Genomic DNA, 23317 nt, shown 5'->3' with positions numbered 1-23317 from the left:
CCGAATTTATTCTAATCAAAAGGAGTATATATTGTTAAATCTGCATTTTTGATATGATTTATTTAGTATTTTTATGAAAAGAAAAACAATGAATAAACTGCTCTTTTTAATTCTTATATGCTCTTTTAGTTATTCTGTATTTTCTCAACAAGGATTTCAGTTTGAAAAAGATGACAATAAGATAAGCGTCCCTTTTAAATTAATCAATAATTTAGTTTTTGTACCTATGAAAGTGAATGGGATAGAACTGAATTTTTTACTGGATACAGGTGTTGCTGAAACCATATTGTTCAGTTTAGAGGATAAAAAAGAAGTCCGATATTTCAATACTGAAAGGATACTACTAAAAGGCTTAGGAAGTCAAGCGGCAGTTGAAGGATTAAAATCAACTAATAATGTATTGGAGTTTGGTAGCATGAAATATAAAAATCATATGTTTTATATTGTATTAGATCCGGATTTTAATTTATCATCTCATATTGGTATTCCCGTAAACGGTATTATTGGTCACCAGTTTTTCAGAAATAATTTGGTTGAAATTAATTATAAGAAAAAAAGAATAATTGTTTACAAAGACAATGAAAAGAACAGGAAAAAAACTGAAAAAAAATATATTTCTATTCCAATTACTATAGAAAAATCCAAGCCCTATTTGAAAAGTAAAGTAGTTATGGAAGGCCGTGAAATTCCTGTAAAGTTGCTGATTGATATAGGAAATAGTGATGCGATATGGCTTTTTCAAAATCGTTCAGAGGTAATTAATGTTCCATCAAAAAGTTTCAATGATTTTTTAGGCCGAGGTTTTAGTGGTGATATAGAAGGTAAGAGGGCTAGGATTCAAAAATTTATCATTTCAGAATTTGAATTTAATAATCCTATAGTAGCCTTTCCAGATTCGAGTTCCATTAAAAATGTAAACATGGTTGCAGATAGAATGGGGTCAGTTGGAGGTGAAATTCTGAGAAGATTTGATATTGTCTTTGATTACCAAAAACAAAAAATGTATTTAAAAAAAAATAGTGAATACAATTCTGCTTTTGGGTATAATAAAAGCGGGGTTGAAATACAACATAAAGGATTGCAATGGATTCAAGAAACAGTGCGTCTTGAAACTGTCCCATTAGCCACAAACGTATTTGATTCCAATGATAATAAGAAAAAAGATTTTAAATATAAATTCGTATTAAAACCAATATATGAAATAGCCAATGTTCGTAAAAATTCACCAGCAGAAATAGCAGGATTACAGAAAGGAGATGTGCTAATATTGATAAATAGGAGTCCTGCATACAAATATTCTTTGCAAGAGATCAATACTCTTTTTAAATCAGAGCAGGAGCAATGGATTACTTTGGAAGTCGAACGTGATAGTGAAATTTTAAAATTCAGCTTTCAATTGTTTGATGTTTTATAATCAAAAAACGCTTTTAGATAATTTTCCAAAAGCGTTTTTAATTTATTATTGATTAAGAAATTAATTCGAAATTACTTCTCCTTTTATTTTTATAGCGACTCTTCCCGCTTCATAATTAACGGCATTCGATTCAACAGTTATTGTTTTTCTGATTGGACCTGGAGCCATATTGTATTTTACAGTTATTTTTCCTTTTTTCCCAGGCATGATTGGTTCGTCTGGTTTTGTAGGAACCGTACATCCGCAAGTAGACAGTACATTCGTAATAATTAATGGCGCGTTTCCAGTATTTGTAAAGATAAAATCACGGGATCCATTTTCATTCTTGGTAACCTTTCCGTAATCAATCGTGTTGTCTTGGGCGGCAAACTCGATTTTTGGACCATTTTGGGCAAAACTGATACTGCTGATGAGAGCGAATGCGAATAAAGCTATTGTTTTTTTCATTTTGAAATTTTTAAATTCAGTAAAGTAAATGTACTTTGTTTTAATTAATGGACAAATTTTTATTTCCCTTTTTATAGTCTACATAATTATTTACTTTTGTTCCAGAATAGAATTACAAATATCAGACCAAAGTCTAAAAGGTTATTTGTTGATTTGGTTAACTAATAAACGGAACCGACAAATAAGTGAACTTAACGATTAAATGATCCACAATAAAATGACAATTCCTGCACAATTTGACGCTAAAACTATTGAGAATAAGTGGTATGACTACTGGATGAAAAATAATTATTTTCACTCAGAACCAGATCACAGAACACCATATACCATAGTAATTCCACCACCTAATGTGACTGGGGTTTTACACATGGGACACATGCTGAACAATACGATTCAAGATGTATTGATTAGAAGAGCGCGTCTTAAGGGATTCAATGCATGCTGGGTTCCGGGAACGGATCACGCATCAATTGCAACAGAAGCCAAGGTTGTAGCCAAATTAAAAGCTGAAGGAATCAATAAAAATGATTTGACTCGCGAAGAATTTTTGGCGCATGCATGGGAATGGACAGATAAATACGGTGGTGTAATTTTGGACCAATTAAAAAAACTGGGAGCTTCCTGTGATTGGGAGCGAACTAAGTTTACTATGGATCCTGATATGTCAGCATCAGTAATTCGTTCTTTTGTAGATTTATACAACAAAGGATTGATTTATCGCGGATACCGAATGGTAAACTGGGATCCGGAAGCAAAAACGACTCTTTCTGACGAAGAAGTAATTTATGAAGAACAACAAGGAAAATTGTATTTCCTAAAATATAAAATCGAAGGAAGTGAAGACTTTCTGACGATTGCTACGACGCGTCCGGAAACTATTTTTGGAGATACCGCAATTTGTATTAATCCAAATGACGAACGTTTTAATCATTTTAAAGGCAAAAAAGCGATTGTACCTATCTGCGGAAGGGTTATTCCAATTATCGAGGATGAATATGTTGATATCGAATTTGGAACTGGTTGTTTGAAAGTAACGCCTGCTCACGATATGAATGATAAGACTTTAGGCGAAAAACATAATCTGGAAATTATTGATATTTTCAACGAAGATGCTACGCTGAATAGTTTTGGATTACACTATCAAGGACAAGATCGTTTCGTAGTTCGTGAGGCTGTCGCCAAAGAATTAGAAACTATTGGCGCTTTAGCAAAAACAGAAATTCACCTTAACAAAGTTGGAACTTCCGAAAGAACCAAAGCGGTAATCGAGCCACGTTTGTCAGACCAATGGTTCTTAAAAATGGAAGATTTGGTAAAACCGGCAATCAAATCTGTATTGGAAGATGGAGAAATCAAATTGCATCCAGCTCGTTTTAATAATACGTACGCGCATTGGTTGAATAATATACGCGATTGGAATATTTCCCGTCAATTATGGTGGGGACAACAAATTCCTGCGTATTTCTATGGCGATGGAAAAGAAGATTTTGTGGTTGCTGAATCTATCGAAGAAGCTTTAGTTTTAGCTAAAGAAAGAACCAACAACTTACAACTTACAACTTCAGACTTAACTCAGGATGTTGATGCGCTTGATACTTGGTTCTCTTCTTGGCTGTGGCCAATGTCTGTTTTTGGTGGAATAATGGATCCCGAAAGCGAAGATTTTAAATACTATTATCCAACGAATGATTTAGTAACGGGTCCGGATATTTTGTTTTTCTGGGTAGCGAGAATGATTATAGCAGGATATGAATACACAGGCAAAAAACCATTTACAAATGTGTATTTAACTGGTTTGGTTCGTGACAAACAACGTCGTAAAATGTCTAAATCATTAGGAAATTCTCCGGATCCTTTAGATTTAATTGAAAAATTTGGTGCCGATGGAGTTCGTGTGGGATTGCTTTTAAGTGCTTCTGCAGGAAACGACATTATGTTTGATGAAGAATTGTGTAACCAAGGAAAAGCGTTTACGAATAAAATTTGGAATGCCTTTAAACTAATAAAAGGCTGGGAAGTTTCGGATACTATTCCGCAACCAGAATCTTCAAAAGTAGCGATTGAATGGTACGAAGCTAAATTGCAACAAACACTTTTGGAAATTGAAGACAATTTCGAGAAATACAGAATTTCCGATGCGTTGATGGCAATTTACAAATTGGTTTGGGACGATTTCTGTTCTTGGTTCCTTGAAATGATAAAACCGGCGTACCAACAGCCAATTGACAGTTTAACTTTGGCGAAAGCCATAGAAATGCTGGAAAATAATATGAAATTGTTGCATCCGTTTATGCCATTTTTGACAGAGGAGATTTGGCAAATTCTTGCCGAAAGAACTACAGAAGAAGCGTTAATCGTTTCGACTTGGCCGGAAATGAAACCGTTTAACGCAGCTTTGATTGCTGATTTTGACAATACAATTGAAGTGATCTCTGGAATTAGAACGATTCGTAAAGACAAAAATATTCCATTCAAAGATACCATAGAATTGAAAGTGGTAAACAATGATAAAGCATCCACTTATTTTGATTCGGTTGTGACCAAATTAGGGAACATCACTTCATTAGAATATGTTTCGGACAAAGTAGACGGAGCATTGTCTTTCCGTGTAAAATCGAATGAATATTTTATTCCAATTACCGGAAACATTGATGTACAAGCGGAGATTGCTAAACTTTCGGCTGAATTGGTGTACACGCAAGGTTTCTTGAAATCAGTTCAAAACAAACTGGCAAATGAGAAATTTGTGGCTGGTGCACCAGAGAAAGTTCTAGCAAACGAAAGACAAAAAGAAGCGGATGCTTTGGCAAAAATTGAAACTATCGAACACAGTTTGGCAGGTTTGAAGTAAGAGTTAAGTTCTTTCAGAAATATAGAATCCCATTTCCTTTTTGACAGGAAATGGGATTTTTTTATTTAAATAACAAAAACTTTTTCTGCTTTTCAAAAAAAGGAAAGTAGTAGAAAAAGTTTTAGATGAAATAAAACCAAACTTAGGTTTTTAGAATTTATACTTCAAGCTTGTCAATACTTGACGTGGAGCGATTGGATTTACACTGTAATTTTCGTGTACCGTGTAATTCAACTCATTTGTCACATTAGATAATTTACACAATATGGAGAATTTTTTCCATTCATAACCTGCCGAAACATCAATTGTGGTATATCCTTCTAAAGGAATTTCTCTGTCCCAAATTCCATTTGGTCGGGTAGAATCATATTGATTGTTCCAACCTCCCACACGTTTACCAATATAGTTTCCGATGGCTCCCAGAGACATTCCTTTCAAAATCCCTGTTTGTAAAGTGTAGAAAAAGCTCAAATTAGCGGTATTTGCAGGTGTTCTAGCTAATCGATTTCCTGCTATCGGGCTACCGTTTAGTCCTGAAGTTTTCTCATAACGCATGTCGTTATAGCTGTAGCCGGCATTGATTCCTAATCCAACTATAGGTCTTGCTGTTACATCTATTTCGATTCCTTTACTTTTTGTTTCACCACTTAATTCTCTTAAATTAGGATCTATCGGATTGATATTCAAGGTACCGTCTGCTTTGTAAATCGCTGTTTGAACTAAGTTGCTATTCGTAATTTGATAGACAGTTACATTGGTACTTAAGGCACCTTTCCAAAAATCTTTTTTGATTCCAGCTTCGTATTGGTCTATGATTGAAGGCTCTAATGGTTTTAAATCTACCGTTGTTCCTGTATTTGGGGTAAACGAGTTCGAGTAACTAGCGAACAAAGACATGTCTTTTGTAGGTTGATACACTAATCCAATTTTTGGTGAAAAAGCATTATCTAAACGTTTGGCGCCTTCGGCAATGGTTATCGGATTTTTGGTTAAATTATGCGTATCCGCCTGTGATTCTTGCCAAGACCAACGCAGTCCTGCTAAAAGTTTGATTTTTTCTGTAAACGATATCAAATCTTGCGCATAGATTCCGAATCGCTGTGTGCTCGTATATACCGTTTGGGTTGCTCTTGAGTTTGGTATTGCCAATGTTGGAACACTTGGATCGTATGTAAATAAATTTATAGTATCGTACGTAGTGATTACCTTCCCATTTGCATCGTAAAAAGCGTAGGTGTTGGCTGTAGCCAAAGAATTTTCATAATCTACTCCAGTGAAAATTTGATGTTTGATGCTTCCAGTCGAAAAAGTACCTTGCAAACTCAATTGGTCACCAAATATTTGTTCTGAGTTTTTATTCTGAACTAATCCTCTATTCCAGTCACCAGGAGTGGCATACGTGTCTAGATTTGATAATTGCGCCGTTGATTTAGAGCTTCTATCGTAGTTTTGAAACGAGGTATTAAAACTTAATTTCCAGTTTTCATTAAAGCTATGGTTTAATAATACCGAAGCACTAGCTGATTTTGTGTTTCCAGTGGACCAAAGTGCTCCGTAAAAACTATTTCGGGGTAAATCTAAAATAGTTTTACCAAGAATTCCTGTTCCAAAATCCGGTGTCCAATCGGCGCTTAAATAATCACCCTGAACTGTAATTTGCGTTTTATCACTTACATTAAAAAGGAAAGAAGGATTTACATAAAGACGCTCATTTTTTACAACATCTCTAAAACTTTCTGAGTTTTCGTAAGAACCTGTAAAACGGTAAGCGATATGTTTATTCAAAGGGCCATAAAAATCAATCGATGGTTTGAAGTAGGCATAACTTCCGGCCTGCATGGTGATTTCTCCACCACTTTTGAAAGAAGGAGTTTTAGTTACTAAATTTAAAATCCCTCCAGGAGCAACGTTTCCATACAACAAGGCAGAACCACCTTTAAGAAACTCCACTTTTTCTAAACCTGAAACTTCCGGAATAGAACCTGCATTGTAGCGAAAACCATTTTTAAGCATATTATTGGCTGACATATCATATCCTCTTGAGAAAAACGATTCCTGAGCACCACCGCGAGCTGAACCTACATAAACGCCATTGGCATTTTTGATTACTTCACTCAAACGAACTGCTTGTTGTTGCCCGATAATTTCAGCTCCAATGACCTGAACACTTTGCGGGGTGTCCATTGGTTTTAAGCCCGACCTTAATGCCGAAACTGGCTTTTTTTCTTTGTTAGATGTTACAATAACTTCTTTTAAAACTCCACCTTTTTTGTTTTTTATAGTATCCGTTATGGATTCGAAAGGATCTTCAAAATTTTTATCGTCAGATGCATTTACTGATTCTTGCGCTAAACAAGTCAAACTAAATAAAAGTGTTAATGTGGGAAGGAAAATATATTTCATGAATGTTTATTTGGAATAATTAAAAATAACAATGCAAATATAAAACCCAAGTTTGGTTTGACAAAACTTATTTAGATTAAATATTAATAATATTTTATTTATTATTTAACTAATTGTAGTTTAGTTATTTGTGTTTATTTAAAACAGGATTTTTTAAAATAAAACATACTTTTTGAGGTTTTTGTCCAGTGTTTTTGAGTTCTTCTGACTTCTAGAATCAGATATTTCATCTCCAAAAGGACTTTGAATATCTTTTATGTTAATTTTTGTTAAAGAGTAATCCAAATAGCAGCGTTGTGTGTTACCGTTTTTATGCTACAGATTTTTGATAGTAAACTTTGATTTTTGAAATTTATATCAAAGAAGCAGTATTGGAATTAACCTGTCCTGACCACAAATAGGAAGTTTATCTTTGTGGAGCTAGTATTTAATTTTGGAAATTTAAGCTCAGAAGAATTAAAGTCGTGCCTTAAATTTCTTGATTCGGAAGTTTTTTGATTTCACTACTTTTCCGTCATCCGTCATCATGATGCAGCTATAATCAGCGTATTTGTTGAGTAAAAGAAGCCCAGCTGTTTTTCCTAAAACCATTAACGAAGTACTCAAACCGTTCGCCGTTTCAGCATTCGGTCCAAAAACCGTCACGCTACACAAACCCGTTGCAGGATAACCTGTTGCCGGATTAATAATATGTGAATACCGTTTGCCATCAAAAACAACAAATTTTTCATAGCTGCCCGAAGTGGTTACAGCATCTTGTTTTAATGGTATGACTGCAACGAGTTTTTCAGGATGAAAGGGATTAGTAATTCCAATATTCCAAGCTTTTCCATTGGGCTGTTTCCCCCAAGTACTCATGTCGCCAGATCCGTTTATAATTCCGGCTTTAACGCCTTTTGCAAGCATGATATCTCGGCATTTATCGGTAGCATATCCTTCTCCTAAAGCACCAAAACCAATTTTCATCCCTTTTAGTTTCAGAAAAATGGTTGATTGTACGCTATCCAAAATTATATTTTTGTAGCCCACTTTTTCAACTGATTTCTGAATGGCTTCCGCCGATGGCATTGCTGTCATGGAACCATCAAATTTCCAGATTTTATCCATTGCCGCAAAGCTAATATCAAAACCTCCATTCGTCAATTCAGAAAACTGAATCGCTCTTTGTGTTAACTCAAAAACTTCTTTATCCACTTTCACGGGACGAATACCCGCATTTTGGTTTACTTCAGACACTTGCGAGTCCGGTTTCCAATCAGAAATTAAATTTTCTATTCGTGTAATTTCATTAATAATAGCATCTATGTTTTGTTCTGCTGTTACTGAATCGTTTGCAACAATGGTAATGTCAAATCGACCTCCCATAAGTAAGGTGGTTCTTTTTCGTAATGTTTGTGCACTACTTGTGAAGTTGCAGACAATAAAAAAAAGGAAGATGACTTGGTATTTGGTTGACATAGCGTTTGATTTTAAATCCTGCAAGGTTTCCAAAACCTTGTAGGTGTCATTTTCTATCTAAATACCTGCAAGGTCTTTTTCAGACCCTGCAGGAATCGATTAAGCATAAATTTTTCAATCTAGTTTCGGCTCCCTTTCCTTCGGATACACCCCTCCCGACACTTCGTTGTCGGGAGGGGAGAGGACTTAGTAACAATCCGTCAGCACTTGTCCATTAGCTTTATAGTCAGCAATTCCTTTCCCAGTTTTCTCAAGACAAAGTGCATCAAGAATAGCTTCTACATCTTTTTGCATCGCAAGCGAACCGCAAATCATTACAACGCCTTCTTGTGTTAGCAAATCCACGAAAACATCAGCGTCACGTTTAATCAAATCCATAACATAATTATGGTTGGCTTCACGGGATAAGGCCACATGAAAACTTTGTAGTTGCTGTTTTTGAATCATTTCAGTAGCAAATTTTTCATATCCTAAAACAGTTTCAGTTGCTTTACGAAAGCCACAATACAGATGAATTTCGGTTTTTTTCTTGTTTTGTTCCATCATTCCCAGGAACGGAGCAATTCCTGTTCCATTTGAAATCAGCGCTACTTTAGAGGCTTTTTTCGGGAAATGAAAAGTCTGGTTCTTAATAATTCGTGCTTTAAAAACAGAACCCGGTTCTACAGTATATAAATAGCCGGAACCCAACCCAGAAGGATGTAATTTCACGACTAATTGTATATTTCCATTATAATTCCCGATAGAGTAGAGGCGTTCTTGATTGTCGTTTGCTGGATAAATAGCCAAGAGGTCACCCGAAGTAAATTTAGTGCTTCTGTTAGTGCATAAGGTCATTAAAAAGGTATGTTCCGTATCAGAAATAAGTGTTTTATTAAGCACTGTCATTTTTTCCAAATCTTTCGGAACTTCATTATAAAGTGATGGAGTGGCTGAAAGTGAAATTCCAGTTTTGGCACTCCATAATTTCACCCAACCTACAAATTCTTCGGCTGATTTGTCGTTTACGGTTTGTAATTCTAAAAAGTGTTCCGCCCAATTTTGTTTTGCCAATACTGCATCAATCTCACGGGCATAAGCGCAAAAATCGGGATACGCTTGAGAACCAAATCCTACCACCGAAATATTTATTTTTTGCTTTTGTTCCGTTTTGTTGATAAGCGAAATAAATTTGCTTGCATTAGATGGCGAATCGCCTAATCCGTGGGTTGAAGTAAATACGATAAGATGTTTTGCTTTTGGATAAACCGAATAATTATTCATTTCAGCAAGGAAAACTTTTTCTCCGTGGGCAAGTAATTGTTTTTGAATCGCATTGGCAAATAGTAGCGTGCTTCCATTTTCGGAACCCACCAGTAAAATGAATGTGCTTTCTTGAGATTTGTACTTATTTTTAATGCGACTCGCTCTTCGTTTTAACGTCATGGCAAAACCCGAGTAGATAAAAAACAGAATATTCAAACTCGCGATTCCTAAAATTATCGCCCATAAAATACTTGCTCTCCCGGTATGCAAATCAAGACTCAAATTCGATGCTAAAGTCTGCAGCGGAAAAGGAGTTTCACTTACAATCGTTCCGGAAATTTGGTTGACTTCGATTTCTCGGTCTTTTAATGTAATGATATAATATTCCTCAGGATCATCTGAAAATGGGAATTCAATTTTTTGAACATCAGCCAGAAGCGTGTTTTTAAAAACAGAAATAGTAGTCTCGTTTTTTGAAACAGGTGCAGTTGCAACCATTTCGGTTTTTTCTTCGGAATCTGTTTTTTCAACGAAAAAATTAAACTTTTCCAAGGTCAAATACGTTCCCGAAAGTGCAATAATCAGAATCGGAATCAGCGATAATCTTCCTAAAAAAATATGATAATATTGAGCGAAATTTTCTTTTACAATTTTAGAAAACAAACTGCGAAGACTTCTTTGGCGGTTGAGTATCAAAGCAAAACCCGAAATGGAAATCAATACCAACAAAAAGGAAATAAAGCCCACAATAAAACGCCCGGTTTCTTTAAGGAATAAAGAACGATGGAGTGCAGTGGTCCATTGGATAAACTCACTTTTTTTGATGGGTGTTCCTAGTATTTTTCCAGTTCTTGCGTCAATATAGGCATTGATATCTTTGTCTTCCTGGTCGATACCTTGCAGCGTTACAAATTGATTGTGGTTTACACTCAATTCTGTTATTTCAGGATATGTTTTTTTTAATACAGGTAAGGTTTCGCTAAGGGTTATTTTTTCAAAATTTTCTACTTTGTAGGGCTGTGTCTTCTCTTGTATTGCATCGACTGCAAGGATGACACCAGTTACGGATGCCAATACTAAAAATGCTGCAGAAAACAGTGCCAAAGCCAAGTGAGAGTAACGCCAAAAAGAAAGAGTCATTTGTAATAAATTTTAACATATCAGCCATATAAGTTTTACGTTTTTGTAAAAGCTTATATGACTTATATGGTTTAATGTAAAAGCCGTTTTTTTAGATTTTGTTCAATCTTACGTAGCGAATATAGTTTTTACCTTCTGTTTTTGCCGCTATTCCTTCAGTTGTGAGTGGAATTTCTAAATCAGTGGTGTAATATTTATGATCTTCTACTGCAGTTTCAAAGCGCAATTTAAATCCTTTGTTGATTTTAGCATCTTCAATTTCTATTGTGGTGATGCTGCGATCGCCACCAGTAACGGAAGCTCCCGTTTTGGCACTGATATTTTCCGGTTTTTTAGAATAGAATTTATGCCATTCTTTAAGTGTTTTGTACCATTTTTTATCGTCACCCATTACATACAGTGTTTTTACATATTCGCCTTTAACGTTTACAAGTGAAACTACGATATAAGCGCCTTCCCCCATGTAATTTGACATTTGGAGCATGCATTTGTATTTACTGGTTTGTGCTGTCGCTTGAAAGGACAAAAGGAATAGGAACGCAACTGTTAGGCTTATTTTTAGGATTGATTTCATATGAGATAATATTTTGTTTTTTAAGAAATATGGTAGCGCCATTGTTTATTATTGTTTGTGATTTTGTATCACGGCGATTTCATACTGTTATTTTAAAAATTCTAGAGCTATTTTATTAGTTGTCAACGACTCGTTTTCTTTAGCTAAAGCATACGCGCTTTCATCAAAATCAGTGGTAATTTCTTTTTTGGCACCCATAGAAATAAGGTATTTCAAGATACCATCGTCTTTTGAAATCATAGCTGCTTTGTGCAAAGCGGTTAAGCCATCTTTGTTTTTGGCATTGATATCGATTTGTAAAGCGGCGATTTTTTTCAATAAAGCCAAATCGTTTTTAATTACAGCAAAATGATACAATGTATTTCCGTCTTTTTGAGGAGTAGCCAAGTTTAGACCTTTATCCTGAAGTAATTTTATTTTGGTTTCGAAAGGATCTTGAGCCGTTGCCTCCTGTCCGCGACCTGATGGTCTGTAGGATTGAATCAAGTAATATCCTAAATTGTTTCCGTCTTTGTCCAATACTTTTACATCAGCTCCTGTGTTTAAAAGTACTGTTAGAGCCTCAGGAGTTCCTGTTTTTACAGCCATTGTCAATGCCGATTCTCCTTTTAGATTTTGAACATTGTTGTTTTTTACTATTGGTAATAATAGTTCCAATGCCGCAATATCTCTAGCTGAGGCTGCAGCCATTAATGCCGTATTTCCCTCGTTATTGGCTTTATTAGCATCTACGCCTTTGGACAAAAAGTAAGTAATGATTTCAGATTGGTTGGCTTTGCTTGCTAATGAATGAAGCACCGTTTCACCTGATTTGCTTGTAGCAGTTGGTTTGATTTTTAAATCTTCAACTAAATATTTGTAGGTTTCAAGAGAAGTAACATCTCTACGGGAACCTTGTGCTGCAAAAAGCAATGCATTGTCAGTATATTTTACTCCTTTTTCTAATATGGATTTCAATAATGACAAGTTTCCTGATTTCGCAGCATAATCAAAAGCAGTATTTCCATCACTATCAGTATCCTTAATTGACATTCCTTTGGAGGTGAAATAGGTAGTAAGCGCCAGGTTTTTGTCGGATGCAATTGCCATTAATAATAGGTTAACACCATCTTTATACTTTTTCTTTGGATCAGTTCCAGCTTTAAAAAAAGCCTCATACAAAGCGGTATTGCTTTGACCTCCAACTGCCGCAAAAGTTAGCGGAGTTTCTCCTTTGCTGTCTTCTAGATTAAGGTCTGAGCCTTTGCTGATAAGGTATTCTACAATTGCTACATTTCCTTTATTGGCGGCCCAGTGTAAATAGATACGATTGTCGTGTGTCAATTTGCCGACTTCATTCCCTGGTTGTTCCAGTAAGAATTGTATGGTTGCTGCTGGCGCATCATTATTAATCGCCATAACAATGACATCAAAAGCATTTGAAGTGGAGGCTGACGGACTGTTTCCCTGCGCTATTTCAGCTTTTACCGCATTTACATCTGGACTTGTTTTCCAAAAAGATTGCTCCAAAAGCGTGTTTTTTTGCTGCGCATTCACAAATAAAGTGGCGACTAAGGCAAAAGAGATGAAAAGATTCTTTTTCATAATGTTTTTATAAGGGTTCTTAGTTATTGTAAAGAAAATTATTTTAAGTTATTTAGAATAAATAAAAATAACACAAATGTAAAAATAAATAGTATAATTCCAATTATTAAAGACTCAATTATCAGGAAATATTTAATGTATTATGTTGTTTATATTTCAATCTTTCTTTCGATAATTTGAAAAAAGGTATCTTTTAGTTCCCACTACTTTAGATATCAAATTTATGAAAAGGTTTAAAGAAGGAACTTGAAATTATTTAATTGGATTAATTCAAAACCCCTGTTTTCTTTTTTCTGTTTCGTCCCCACCAAATGTAGCATCCGGATATTGGCAGACTTGCAATGAGTAAACTACAAAGAAAGGCGAATATTTTTCCGGGTAATCCCAATATCGCTCCGGTATGAATATCATAATTCATTTTCATCAGGTTATCAGCAATTTTATCGGTTTTTTTTCTTCCCCAAATATGAGAAACAGACATCTCTTTCAAGCTGTATTGATCAAAATACCGATAGTCAATTTTCCAATACGTTCCTTTATCGCTATTTGCATTTGCCGCTATTGTGGACATATTTGTTTCTGGCGGGTGAATTTCAATGGATTTGGCCAATGGATATTCTCTTTGCATTTGAAGCCAAACCGCATCCAATGGTTTTACCATCGTGGTGGAAACTTTTTGATTTATTTTCGAAAGCGGTTCTTCATAGAGCAATGATTTTTCACCACCGGACATGGTATAGTAGGAATACGCAAACCATTGAAATCCCCAAACTAATCCCGTTATGGCAAAAATAATCCCGATAATGAGCACATAAAAACCAGTGATGTTATGTAAATCGTAATTTTTTCTTTTCCATTTGGTGCCTTTTTTCCATTTGAACGAAAAGCGTTGTTTTGCTGCATTTTTATTTTTTGGATACCAAAGAATAAATCCGGACACTAACAATACCAGAAAAATTAAAGTAGCCACGGAAACTACGACTTGACCAATTTCATGAGGCAGCCATAAGTTGAAATGTCCGTCGAGTATAAAAGCAAAGAATCCTTCCTCGTGGTTTACTGTTTTTAAAACTTTTCCTGTATATGGATTTATAAAAACGGTATAATAATAGGAGGGTTCATATTGATAAAATTCAGCTTCTACAGCATTATTTTTTTCGTTGTATTTTATCGCGTGAAGCAGTTTATTTGGAAGTTCTTTTTTAGCAATTCCAACTAATTTTGATGGAGGCAAAAAGTTCAGATTCTGTTCTTTTACAAAACGGTATTCTTCAGTGATGTTTTGTATTTCTTCTTGAAAAGCATACAAACAACCCGTAATGGCGATTATAAAAACTATAATGCCCGATGATAAACCCAACCATAGGTGTATTTTTCCTATCAGTTTTTTGAAATTATTATTTTTCATAAAAAAGGATTAAACTCCTCAACAAAATGAGGAGTTTAGTGAAACAAAACTAACTAACTCTAAAATTTATATCCAACAGATAAGCGCATGTTGGTTCCGGCTTCTGTTTGCCAGTAATACATATCGCTATAGCTATAATATCCTCCAGAATACAAGTATTTATTCAAGATATTATTGACAACAAGATTAACTGATACTTTGTTTTTTTGGTAAGAAACACCTCCATCCAATCGGAAATAGTCAGGTAACATTCCTATATTATTAGGTGAAATAAACCAAGGCGCTCTCTTTACTTGATATTGGTATCCTAATGAAAACCCAACTCCGTTTAGCGTTCCTCTGTCTACTTTATAATTTAACCAAGCATTTTGAATGTGTTTGGTTGTGCCTGCAACTTGAGTTCCCACAAGAGATTCATCTGTATCTTTGGTTGTTTTTCCTTCTGTAAAAGCATAATTTACAATAAGATCAAGGTTTTTGAAAATTTCTCCTCTAAGGTCAACCTCAAATCCTTTTGTTTTTTGTTGCCCGCTTTCTCTACTGAATTGATATGTAGCATTAGAATGTTCGGGATCTAATGTTAGTACATTGTTTTTGGTGATTTGATAAACAGAAACAACTGAATTCCATTTTCCGTTCAACCAGTCTCTTTTCAAACCTAGTTCTATATTTCCGCCCGTTTGGGGATTAAAAGATTTGCCTTGCCAGTCCGTACCGTAGTTCTCATTGAAAGATTGGTCATTTACAAAATAAGCAGCTGTGTTTTTATCAATAGAATAACTCAATCCTACTCTTGGTGTAAATTTGTTATTTTTTGTAGCTCCCGAGTAATAGTCATAGGTTTTAAGCTGGGTATATCTTCCTGCTAATGTCACTCTCAGTTTGTTATCAAAGAAGCCTATTTCGTCTTGAATATATAGTGCTTTGTAACTGTTTTGGTATTTAACTCCTCTATCTTCCAGACTTTTGCTTCTGTCAAAAGTAGGAGAAGCAGCTAGCGTTCCGTGTACCGGATTGTATATGTCTAAATCGGGCATTGTAAAGGATTGTGACCAGTCATGAAAAAATGTTTTATCACTTAAATCCAATCCGGATAATATTTTGTGAGTTATGGATCCTGTTTTAGCTTCACCATTTACAAAAGCTTGTCCAACATATATTTTTCCTAAAATGTCCCAATTGCCACCAGCACGTTTCAGAATCGCATCATTAGTAGGGTCAAAGCCACTTGGCCATAAAGACATTCCTTCTTGTTGGTAATTAAGATAAGATGTTTGAGCTGTTAATTTCCAATTATCACTTATTTTATGATCTAAAATGGCAAGAATATTTCTTTCTGTCATTTTTGTAGGATCTAAATTTGATTCTGAAGTAGTAAAGTTTCTAGGCAAATCAGCGTATCCTCTTTTAGAATAGGCATAGTTACTCCCAATAGCATTTACTTTAGAAAATTGTTGTGTGTATTCCACTGTGATAGCGGTTTTATCAGTTACTAAATACTTTAAAACAGGTGCAAAAGTATAGCGGTCATTGAAGTCAAAATCACGGTAACTTTGTTTCTTTTCGCCCATTACATTGATACGATACAATAATTTCCCGTTTTTGCTCAACTTTCCGTCAAAATCTAATGTTCCTCTATACATATCAAAACTGCCCAGCGTTAGGCTCGCTTCTCCTTTAGTACGTCCGCTTGGTTTTTTGGTAACTACATTATAAAAACCGCTTGGGTTACCATTTGCGAGCATAAATCCTGCCGGACCTTTTACAAATTCGATACGTTCTACCATACTCATATCCTCCGTAAGTGGTCCCCAAGTTGAACTTACATTCATTCCGTTTCTAAAAGCGGCCACTTGACTGCCTCTCATAGTAATATTGGCATAATTATCCCAATGTTCCACTCTTGTCGCGCCACTCACATTACGAGTTACTCCTTCTAGCATGTCAAAAATTTGTTGGTCTTGAATAAGTTTTCCCGTTATGACCTGAATATTTTGAGGAATTTCAATAATTGGTGATTGTAATCGTAAAGTAGATGAAACACGATTAGTTTTGAAAGCACTTTTGTTACTTAAAACTACCACTTGGTTGAGTTCATTATTCGATAAAGTAAGTCGTAATGCTACAACAGTAATTTCTCCAGTGGTAACTTTCACTTCTTGTTCCAAGTCATTGTACCCAACTAAAGTAACTTTTAGGATATGAACTCCTTCGGGCATGTTTTTTAGTGTAAAAATTCCATTGTTATCCGCAATAGTGTTTTTGTTTGCTCCTTTTATAGAAACCGAAACACCTTCGGCAGGTTGATTATCGCTTGTCAAAATGGAACCTTTTATGCTACCGGAGTTTTGGGCAAATGCAGTGGTTACAGAAAGTAGCAATAAACAGGTAAGAAGAATAAATTGAGGGATTCGTTGTTTCAAATATTTCATGATTAAAAATTAAATTAGTTTAAATTTATTTAGAATGAATAAGAATAAAGCAAAAGTAAATTTTAATTTTTATTTAACAAGTATTATTTAGACTAATTAAAAATAATTTTTTAATCCGATGATTTACAATATTTTGAGCATAAAAAAACCTTGCTGTTTCGAGCAAGGTTGTGATTGGATTATAAAATGTTACATTTTTATTTGATTTTTTTCATCGAAAACTGTTCGGAACTTGGTTTCCCTTGTTGGATTCCCAAAATTTTTGCCACTAAACTGTCAGGAGTAATTTGGGTATAACTTATTTTTTGTGGATAATCGTGTTTTGGATTTTCAAAAACCATTTGCTTTTCTGTTGCAGTTGTCAATTTGAAAGCAACCGGTTTGTCATTATTTTGTCCTTTTACAGTTGCAGTATAGGTTAACATTTCCCCTTTTTGTTGCAAAGTGATGGATTCAAAATGCAATGTGTCTTTCTCCTTTACGAAATAAGATCGCGCTTGAAAAGTGCTGTCGTTTACTTTTTTCCAATATTCGGTTAGAGTACCATCAACGGCTTTGTTTTCCCAATCTCCCAAAAGCCAATTGGCAGCCTTGATTTTTTCTTTTTCATTAGCATCAGAATCTTTACAAGAAACCAAAGCAAGCAAAAGCAGTATAAAGGTCGTTTTTTGAAACATAAGCTTAGATTTATGGGTTATTTATATGGAGCTAAATTATGAAAAAATAGAATAGTGTTCTTTTTTTAGTTTTTAAATTTTCAAAAAAGACTAGAGTTTTGAATACTTTTCAAACAAATAATTAAAATGCAACCGTAAAAAAAACTTAACCATGTAAGCTATTTAAGGACTTATAAGCAATTGTTTTGCAGCTAACCTCAATAATCTTATATGACTTATATGTTTTAAATCTCAAAAATTTATTAGGTATTTCAGTTAAGAAAGGGGTATTAATCTTTCTTTTAAAAGCAAACTTAAATGTTCTTATATGACTTATATGGTGAAAAATTAAACACTGGCTTTCAAAATAGTATAAACCAATTCCTTCGTAGGCTTTTGATCTTTTAGTTTCAATCTTACCGTATCAAAAGTCACTTTAAAATCACAGCCTGATTTATACTGACTGCAACCATAAGCCGTTTTTCCTTTTATCACCGTTCCTTTCTGGCATTTCGGACAGGTTAATTCATCCGGAATAGCTTTCGCCAAAGTTTTCTTGGGTTCTAATTTGAGTTGGAAATTTTCGTCAAAGCGAAGTAAACCTTCCACAATTCCGGCATCCGATTTAAAATCTTTTAAGTTTACGGTAGATCCTTTTTGAAGCAATCGCAAGTATTGATTTTCGGATATTTTTTTCTCTGCAAAAGTGTAAGGCAATAAAAATGCGCAACCCGCTTTATAATCAGAACACCCAAACGAAGATTTTCCTTTGATAAGTGTTCCTTTTTTACATTTCGGACAGGCTTCCGCCAAAATTCCGGCTGCTTTCTTTTTCTCGACTTTTACCACTTCTTTTTGAACACTTCCTGCATGCGAAATATTGGCGCGTCTCGTTTCGCTTCGGACTTCGTACACCAAAGTTTCGACCATGTTTTTCATATTCTTGATGAAAGAACCCGCGGTAAACGTTCCTTTTTCAATATCTTTCAGTTGCTTTTCCCAAGAACCTGTCAGTTCAGCCGACTTCACCAAATCATTTTGAATGGTGTCAATCAGTTGAATTCCCGTTGGTGTTGGCAAAACCTGTTTTTTGTTTCTTATAATGTATTGGCGTCTAAAAAGCGTTTCTATAATATTGGCCCGCGTAGATGGACGACCAATACCGTTTTCTTTCATCAATTCCCGTAAATCTTCATCATCCACTTGTTTTCCGGCAGTTTCCATGGCACGTAATAAGGTAGCTTCGGTAAATTGATTAGGTGGTTTAGTTTCTTTTTCTAAAAACGAAGGTTGGTGAGGACCTTTTTCGCCCACAACAAAACTCGGTAAGATATCGGTTTCTTTTTCTTTGGCGTTTGGATCTTCAAAAACAACTCGAAATCCTTTTTTCAAGATTTCTTTTCCCGTGGTTTTAAATAAAACTTCGGCAGCTTTCCCGACTACGGTAGTGTTGGCAACCAAACAATCGTCATAAAACACGGCAATAAATCGCTTTGTAATAATATCATACACTTGCTGCTGATTGTATTGCAAATTACTTTGAATCCCTGTTGGAATAATCGCGTGGTGATCCGTTACTTTTTTATCGTTGAAAACTTTGGGTGATTTTTTTATCTTTTTTTCCAAAAGCGGTTGCGTCAACGCAGCATAATTAGTCAGGTTTTTCAGAATCCCCGGTACTTTTGGATACACATCATTTGGTAAAAACGTGGTGTCGACTCTCGGGTACGTAACTACTTTTTGTTCGTACAAAGTCTGTACAATTTTAAGTGTTTCGTCTGCCGTAAAGCCAAATTTCGTGTTGCAATATACCTGTAAACCTGTTAAATCGAATAGTTTTGGTGCAAACTCATTACCATTCTTTTTTTCGACAGAAACAATTTCGAACTCACTTTCTTTGACTTTATTAGCGAGAATTTCTCCATCTTCCTTTTTCAAAAAACGCCCTTCCTCATAGCTAAAAAGCGTTTCTCGATACAAGGTTTGCAATTCCCAATACGGTTGCGGTTTGAAATTCTCAATTTCTTTGAATCGTTCCACAACCATTGCCAAAGTTGGCGTTTGTACCCTTCCGATAGACAAAACTTGCTTGTATCCTCCATGTTTTACGGTGTACAAACGCGTGGCATTCATACCCAGTAACCAGTCGCCAATGGCTCTGGAAAATCCGGCATAATATAAATTATCGTAGTTGGCGGATGGTTTCAAGTTCTGGAAACCCTCTTTAATGGCCTCGGTCGTCAGGGATGAAATCCACAAGCGTTTTACCTCGCCTTTGTACTTTGCTTCGTTCATGACCCAGCGCTGAATGAGTTCTCCTTCTTGCCCGGCATCCCCGCAGTTGATGACCAAATCGGCTTTATCAAACAAACTTTTTATGATTCTGAATTGCTTTTGGATCCCCGAATTTTCCACCACCTTGGTTTCAAATTTCTCGGGAAGCATCGGTAAGTTGTTGAGGTCCCAACTTTTCCAGTGCGGTTTATAATCGTTCGGTTCTTTTAAGGTACATAAATGCCCAAAAGTATACGTTACTTGATAACCATTGCCTTCAAAATATCCGTCGTGCTTGGTATTGGCTCCTAAAACGGATGCGATTTCGCGCGCTACACTTGGTTTCTCGGCAATACAGACCTTCATTTTCTCCTTCTAGTTTAAGGGCGCAAATTAGGAATTTAGAAATTGGTATTAAAAAGAAATCGGTAGGAGTTATGAACGGCTTGGGGGTACTATTTTTTAGGAGCAGAACGAATAGTTTTTTCAATCACGTACCGTCCTGCTGTCCGCTGTATCCACGCGAAAAAGCGTGGGATGCCGCTTCCATCAGGGCTAAAAGATTTCGTTCTATTTTCATAATAACGAAAGAAAATATAAAATAGTGGAAACAGATTTTTATTCTACAGGCCGAAATCAGCGTTCCGCATCTGCTCATTTTTATGGATTTGTCTCCGTTTGTATTCAATAACGTGAAGCTTATGATAACGGGTTTCAAGTGGGTAAATGTTGTGTAGATACACCTCAATTGGGTAATAATTACCCAATTGTATTTTGACGTGTTTTTAGTAATGTATTGATTTTTATGATTTTATGATTTTGGAACAAGTATTGTAAAATCGAACTGTATAATTTCCACTGTCCATTTTATGTGAGTATTTATTTTGTATCCACAGTAAATAAACAAAAAAAATGAAAAGTGAGATTTAAATGAAACAACCTACAATTTTAATAGTCAATTATGAAAAATGAAACCAGTATTTTAAAACAAGTTTATTCTCCAAATCCTGATTTGAGTTCCATTTTTCGAATTAATTTCAGGTCATTCAAAATTAATTTTAAGAAAAACAGCAGTCCAACAGCGGTTTTAGTGCTGTTTGGAACATTTGTACTACTTATAACAGGAGCGTTATTGGTTTATAATTTGCAATCTGATTTTGAATCCTTACATAATGACAGAGTCAATTCGTTCTGGGGATTGTCATTTTTGATTCTGACCATTACGTTATTTGTATTTTATGCGAGTGTCTTTTTATTTAACCTGTATCTCTATTTAATTTATAAACCTATTGAATCCGTAGCAGATGAGTTATTACCCACTTGTACGGTAATTGTTCCTGCTTATAATGAAGGAAAATTGGTTTGGAATACGTTGATTAGCTTAGCAGAAAGCGATTACCCCAAACATAAATTGCAGTTATTGGCCATAGATGATGGTAGTAAAGATGATACTTGGTATTGGATGCAAGAGGCAAAATTGAGATTAGGGGATCGTTTGTCTATTTATCAGCAACCTAAAAACCAAGGGAAGCGTCATGCGTTGGATCGTGGCTTTAAGATGGGTACCGGAGAAATTTTTGTAACAGTAGATAGTGATTCGATTGTCAAAGTGGATACGTTGCGAAATCTGGTAACTCCGTTTATTACCAACGAAGATTGTGGTGCTGTAGCTGGAAATGTTCAGGTTTTGAACAATCAAAAAGCTATTTTACCTAAAATGTTAAATGTGAGTTTCGTAATGAGTTTTGAATTCATGCGTTCAGCAGAAAGTAGTTTAGGTTCTGTTTTATGTACTCCGGGAGCAGCAGCAGCGTATCGTAAATCGGCTGTCCTTGAGTGTCTTCCGGAATGGATTAACCAAACTTTTATGGGAAAACCTTCGGATATTGGCGAAGATCGTGCAATAACGAATATGATATTGAAACAAGGATTTAAGGTGCTATTCCAGAAGAATGCTTTGGTTTTAACTAACGTACCGGAAGAATATACCGGTTTGTATAAAATGTTCATCAGATGGGGTAGAAGCAACGTCCGCGAAAATATTATGATGGCAAAATATGTTTTCAAGAATTTTAGAAATGGAGCAAAATTTGGAACCAGGCTTTTGTTTTTAAACCAGTCGCTAAAGATAATTATGGCCATTCCTTTCCTGCTACTTATGGTGTTTCTGATCCTCACGCATCCTATTTTAGTGATTAGTTCTACGCTTTTAGGAATATTAATTTTTTCCAGCTTTCCGGTCTTATTTTATGCAAGGCGCTATTCAGTTCTAGAATCCTTTTGGGCGTATACGTACAGTATTTTTTATACTTTTAGTCTGTTTTGGATTTTGCCTTATGCTATTTTTACCGCTAATAAAAGCGGATGGTTGACACGAGGTTTGTCGCAGCAAGAATAATGGCTAATTTGTAATTGACACAAAAAAGACTTGAAATATTTTAAAATATATCAAGTCTTTTTTTTTTGGTTAATTTTTTTTCAGAATAAGGGATTAGGTTGTTTATTATGGTTTTGGGTGTGCTGTTTTTTAGGAGCAGAACGAACGGGTTTTCAATCACGAACCGTCCTGCTGTCCGCTGTATTCCCGATTAATAAAATCTACGGCTGAAAAAGCCTTGTTTTTCTATATCGGGAGATGCCGCTATCATCAGGGCTAAAAGATTTCGTTTTATTTTCATAATAACAAAAGAAAGAAACACTAGTGTTAGAGCAGGTCATTGCCAGGAACGAAGCAATCCCATCCAGTTTGTCTATTGTTCATGCTCATGGGCATAAAATGCTACGGCAACACTTTAAAAAATCTTATAATCAAGTACTTATTTGGATTTCATTTCTTTTGCGCCTCCCTCACAGTTAATCAGAGGTCTGTCGTCTTCTGTTAAATAAAAATCAATAGTAATTTCTTTTTTATTTTTTAGATCAATAAAATTAGTTTGAATTGTTTTGTAGCCAATTGAAATTACTTCAATAAAATAATTATTATAAGTTGAATTTTCAGTCTTTACAGCATATTCTCCTTTTGAGGAAACTTGAGTTTTAAGACAAGATGTTAGCAATGTTGTATTATTAAGCGGTTTGCCTGTCTTGACATCGTACACTTTACCCGAAATGATTAATTCATTAGAATTTGGTATCGACTTTTCCTTGCTGTTGATAATTCTATATCCTCCTGCATTATAAGTGGGAATCAGATCCTTTTTCAAGGAAGAACAACTAACCAAAACCAATAGACAGGTAAGTATTACTGATAGAGAGATGTGTTTTTTCATGGTTTTAAATCCTGTAATTATTTCTAACTTGAAATTAGTTGCAGTTGAAAGCTAAGTTACTATGCGTAATTACATTTTAAAAACATCCAACCTTTGCGCAACTGTAGCTGTGGATTTGCAAGTTGTGAAAGTAGTGAAACGTATTCGCTTAATAAAAAAATG

At 35.1% G+C, this 23317-nt stretch carries 14 protein-coding genes; 3 read left to right on the top strand and 11 right to left on the bottom strand.

The annotated features are described in order from the left end of the window. The first annotated feature begins 88 nt into the window (after positions 1-88). Complete coding sequence (locus G7A72_RS05415) at positions 89-1414, top strand: PDZ domain-containing protein (protein WP_165151732.1); 1326 nt, start codon at positions 89-91, stop codon at positions 1412-1414. A gap of 60 nt (positions 1415-1474) precedes the next feature. On the opposite strand, the gene G7A72_RS05410 is transcribed toward G7A72_RS05415, so the two are convergent. Next, on the bottom strand, positions 1475-1861 hold the full coding sequence (locus G7A72_RS05410; protein ID WP_113665353.1) for a DUF1573 domain-containing protein: 387 nt from the start codon (positions 1859-1861) through the stop codon (positions 1475-1477). Between the two features lie 217 nt (positions 1862-2078). Between G7A72_RS05410 and G7A72_RS05405 the strand changes: the two genes are divergently transcribed. Then, positions 2079-4712 (top strand): valine--tRNA ligase, encoded by a 2634-nt coding sequence (locus G7A72_RS05405; RefSeq protein WP_165153655.1) that lies wholly within the window; start codon positions 2079-2081, stop codon positions 4710-4712. 150 nt (positions 4713-4862) lie between these two features. Here the strand turns inward: G7A72_RS05405 and G7A72_RS05400 are convergent, their stop codons facing one another. The 9 genes from G7A72_RS05400 to G7A72_RS05360 all read right to left on the bottom strand — a co-directional run bounded on the left by G7A72_RS05400 (position 4863) and on the right by G7A72_RS05360 (position 20252). After that, positions 4863-7115, bottom strand: coding sequence for a TonB-dependent siderophore receptor (locus tag G7A72_RS05400; protein WP_165151731.1), 2253 nt, complete (start codon positions 7113-7115; stop codon positions 4863-4865). Between the two features lie 456 nt (positions 7116-7571). Beyond that, complete coding sequence (locus G7A72_RS05395; protein ID WP_165151730.1) at positions 7572-8573, bottom strand: FAD:protein FMN transferase; 1002 nt, start codon at positions 8571-8573, stop codon at positions 7572-7574. A gap of 186 nt (positions 8574-8759) precedes the next feature. After that, positions 8760-10958 carry a PepSY domain-containing protein gene (locus G7A72_RS05390; RefSeq protein WP_165151729.1) on the bottom strand — a complete coding sequence of 733 codons (2199 nt, stop codon included), beginning with the start codon at positions 10956-10958 and terminating at the stop codon, positions 8760-8762. Positions 10959-11049: 91 nt separating this feature from the next. Further along, positions 11050-11532: a DUF2271 domain-containing protein gene (locus tag G7A72_RS05385; RefSeq protein ID WP_165151728.1), complete on the bottom strand. Its 483-nt coding sequence runs from the start codon at positions 11530-11532 to the stop codon at positions 11050-11052. A gap of 87 nt (positions 11533-11619) precedes the next feature. After that, the gene (locus G7A72_RS05380) at positions 11620-13116 is read right to left on the bottom strand and encodes an ankyrin repeat domain-containing protein (RefSeq protein WP_165151727.1); all 1497 of its coding nucleotides are present in this window, start codon (positions 13114-13116) and stop codon (positions 11620-11622) included. Positions 13117-13381: 265 nt separating this feature from the next. Next, a complete protein-coding gene (locus G7A72_RS05375; RefSeq protein WP_165151726.1) occupies positions 13382-14524 on the bottom strand; it encodes a PepSY domain-containing protein in 1143 nt (380 codons plus the stop codon). Between the two features lie 59 nt (positions 14525-14583). Next, positions 14584-16956, bottom strand: coding sequence for a TonB-dependent receptor (locus G7A72_RS05370; RefSeq protein WP_165151725.1), 2373 nt, complete (start codon positions 16954-16956; stop codon positions 14584-14586). A 197-nt stretch (positions 16957-17153) separates the two neighbouring features. Continuing rightward, positions 17154-17633, bottom strand: coding sequence for a DUF6265 family protein (locus G7A72_RS05365; protein WP_165151724.1), 480 nt, complete (start codon positions 17631-17633; stop codon positions 17154-17156). 327 nt (positions 17634-17960) lie between these two features. After that, a complete protein-coding gene (locus G7A72_RS05360) occupies positions 17961-20252 on the bottom strand; it encodes a DNA topoisomerase 3 (RefSeq protein ID WP_165151723.1) in 2292 nt (763 codons plus the stop codon). A 595-nt stretch (positions 20253-20847) separates the two neighbouring features. Between G7A72_RS05360 and G7A72_RS05355 the strand changes: the two genes are divergently transcribed. Further along, on the top strand, positions 20848-22284 hold the full coding sequence (locus G7A72_RS05355; RefSeq protein WP_165151722.1) for a glycosyltransferase family 2 protein: 1437 nt from the start codon (positions 20848-20850) through the stop codon (positions 22282-22284). Between the two features lie 418 nt (positions 22285-22702). Here G7A72_RS05355 and G7A72_RS05350 read toward each other — a convergent pair whose 3' ends face one another. Next, complete coding sequence (locus tag G7A72_RS05350; RefSeq protein ID WP_165151721.1) at positions 22703-23155, bottom strand: carboxypeptidase-like regulatory domain-containing protein; 453 nt, start codon at positions 23153-23155, stop codon at positions 22703-22705. Positions 23156-23317 lie beyond the last annotated feature (162 nt).

The organism is Flavobacterium sp. Sr18, from assembly GCF_011064265.1.
Taxonomy (GTDB): Bacteria; Bacteroidota; Bacteroidia; order Flavobacteriales; family Flavobacteriaceae; genus Flavobacterium; species Flavobacterium petrolei.
Note: the sequence above shows the minus strand (reverse complement) of the source record. Positions and strands in the feature narration are given on the sequence as shown.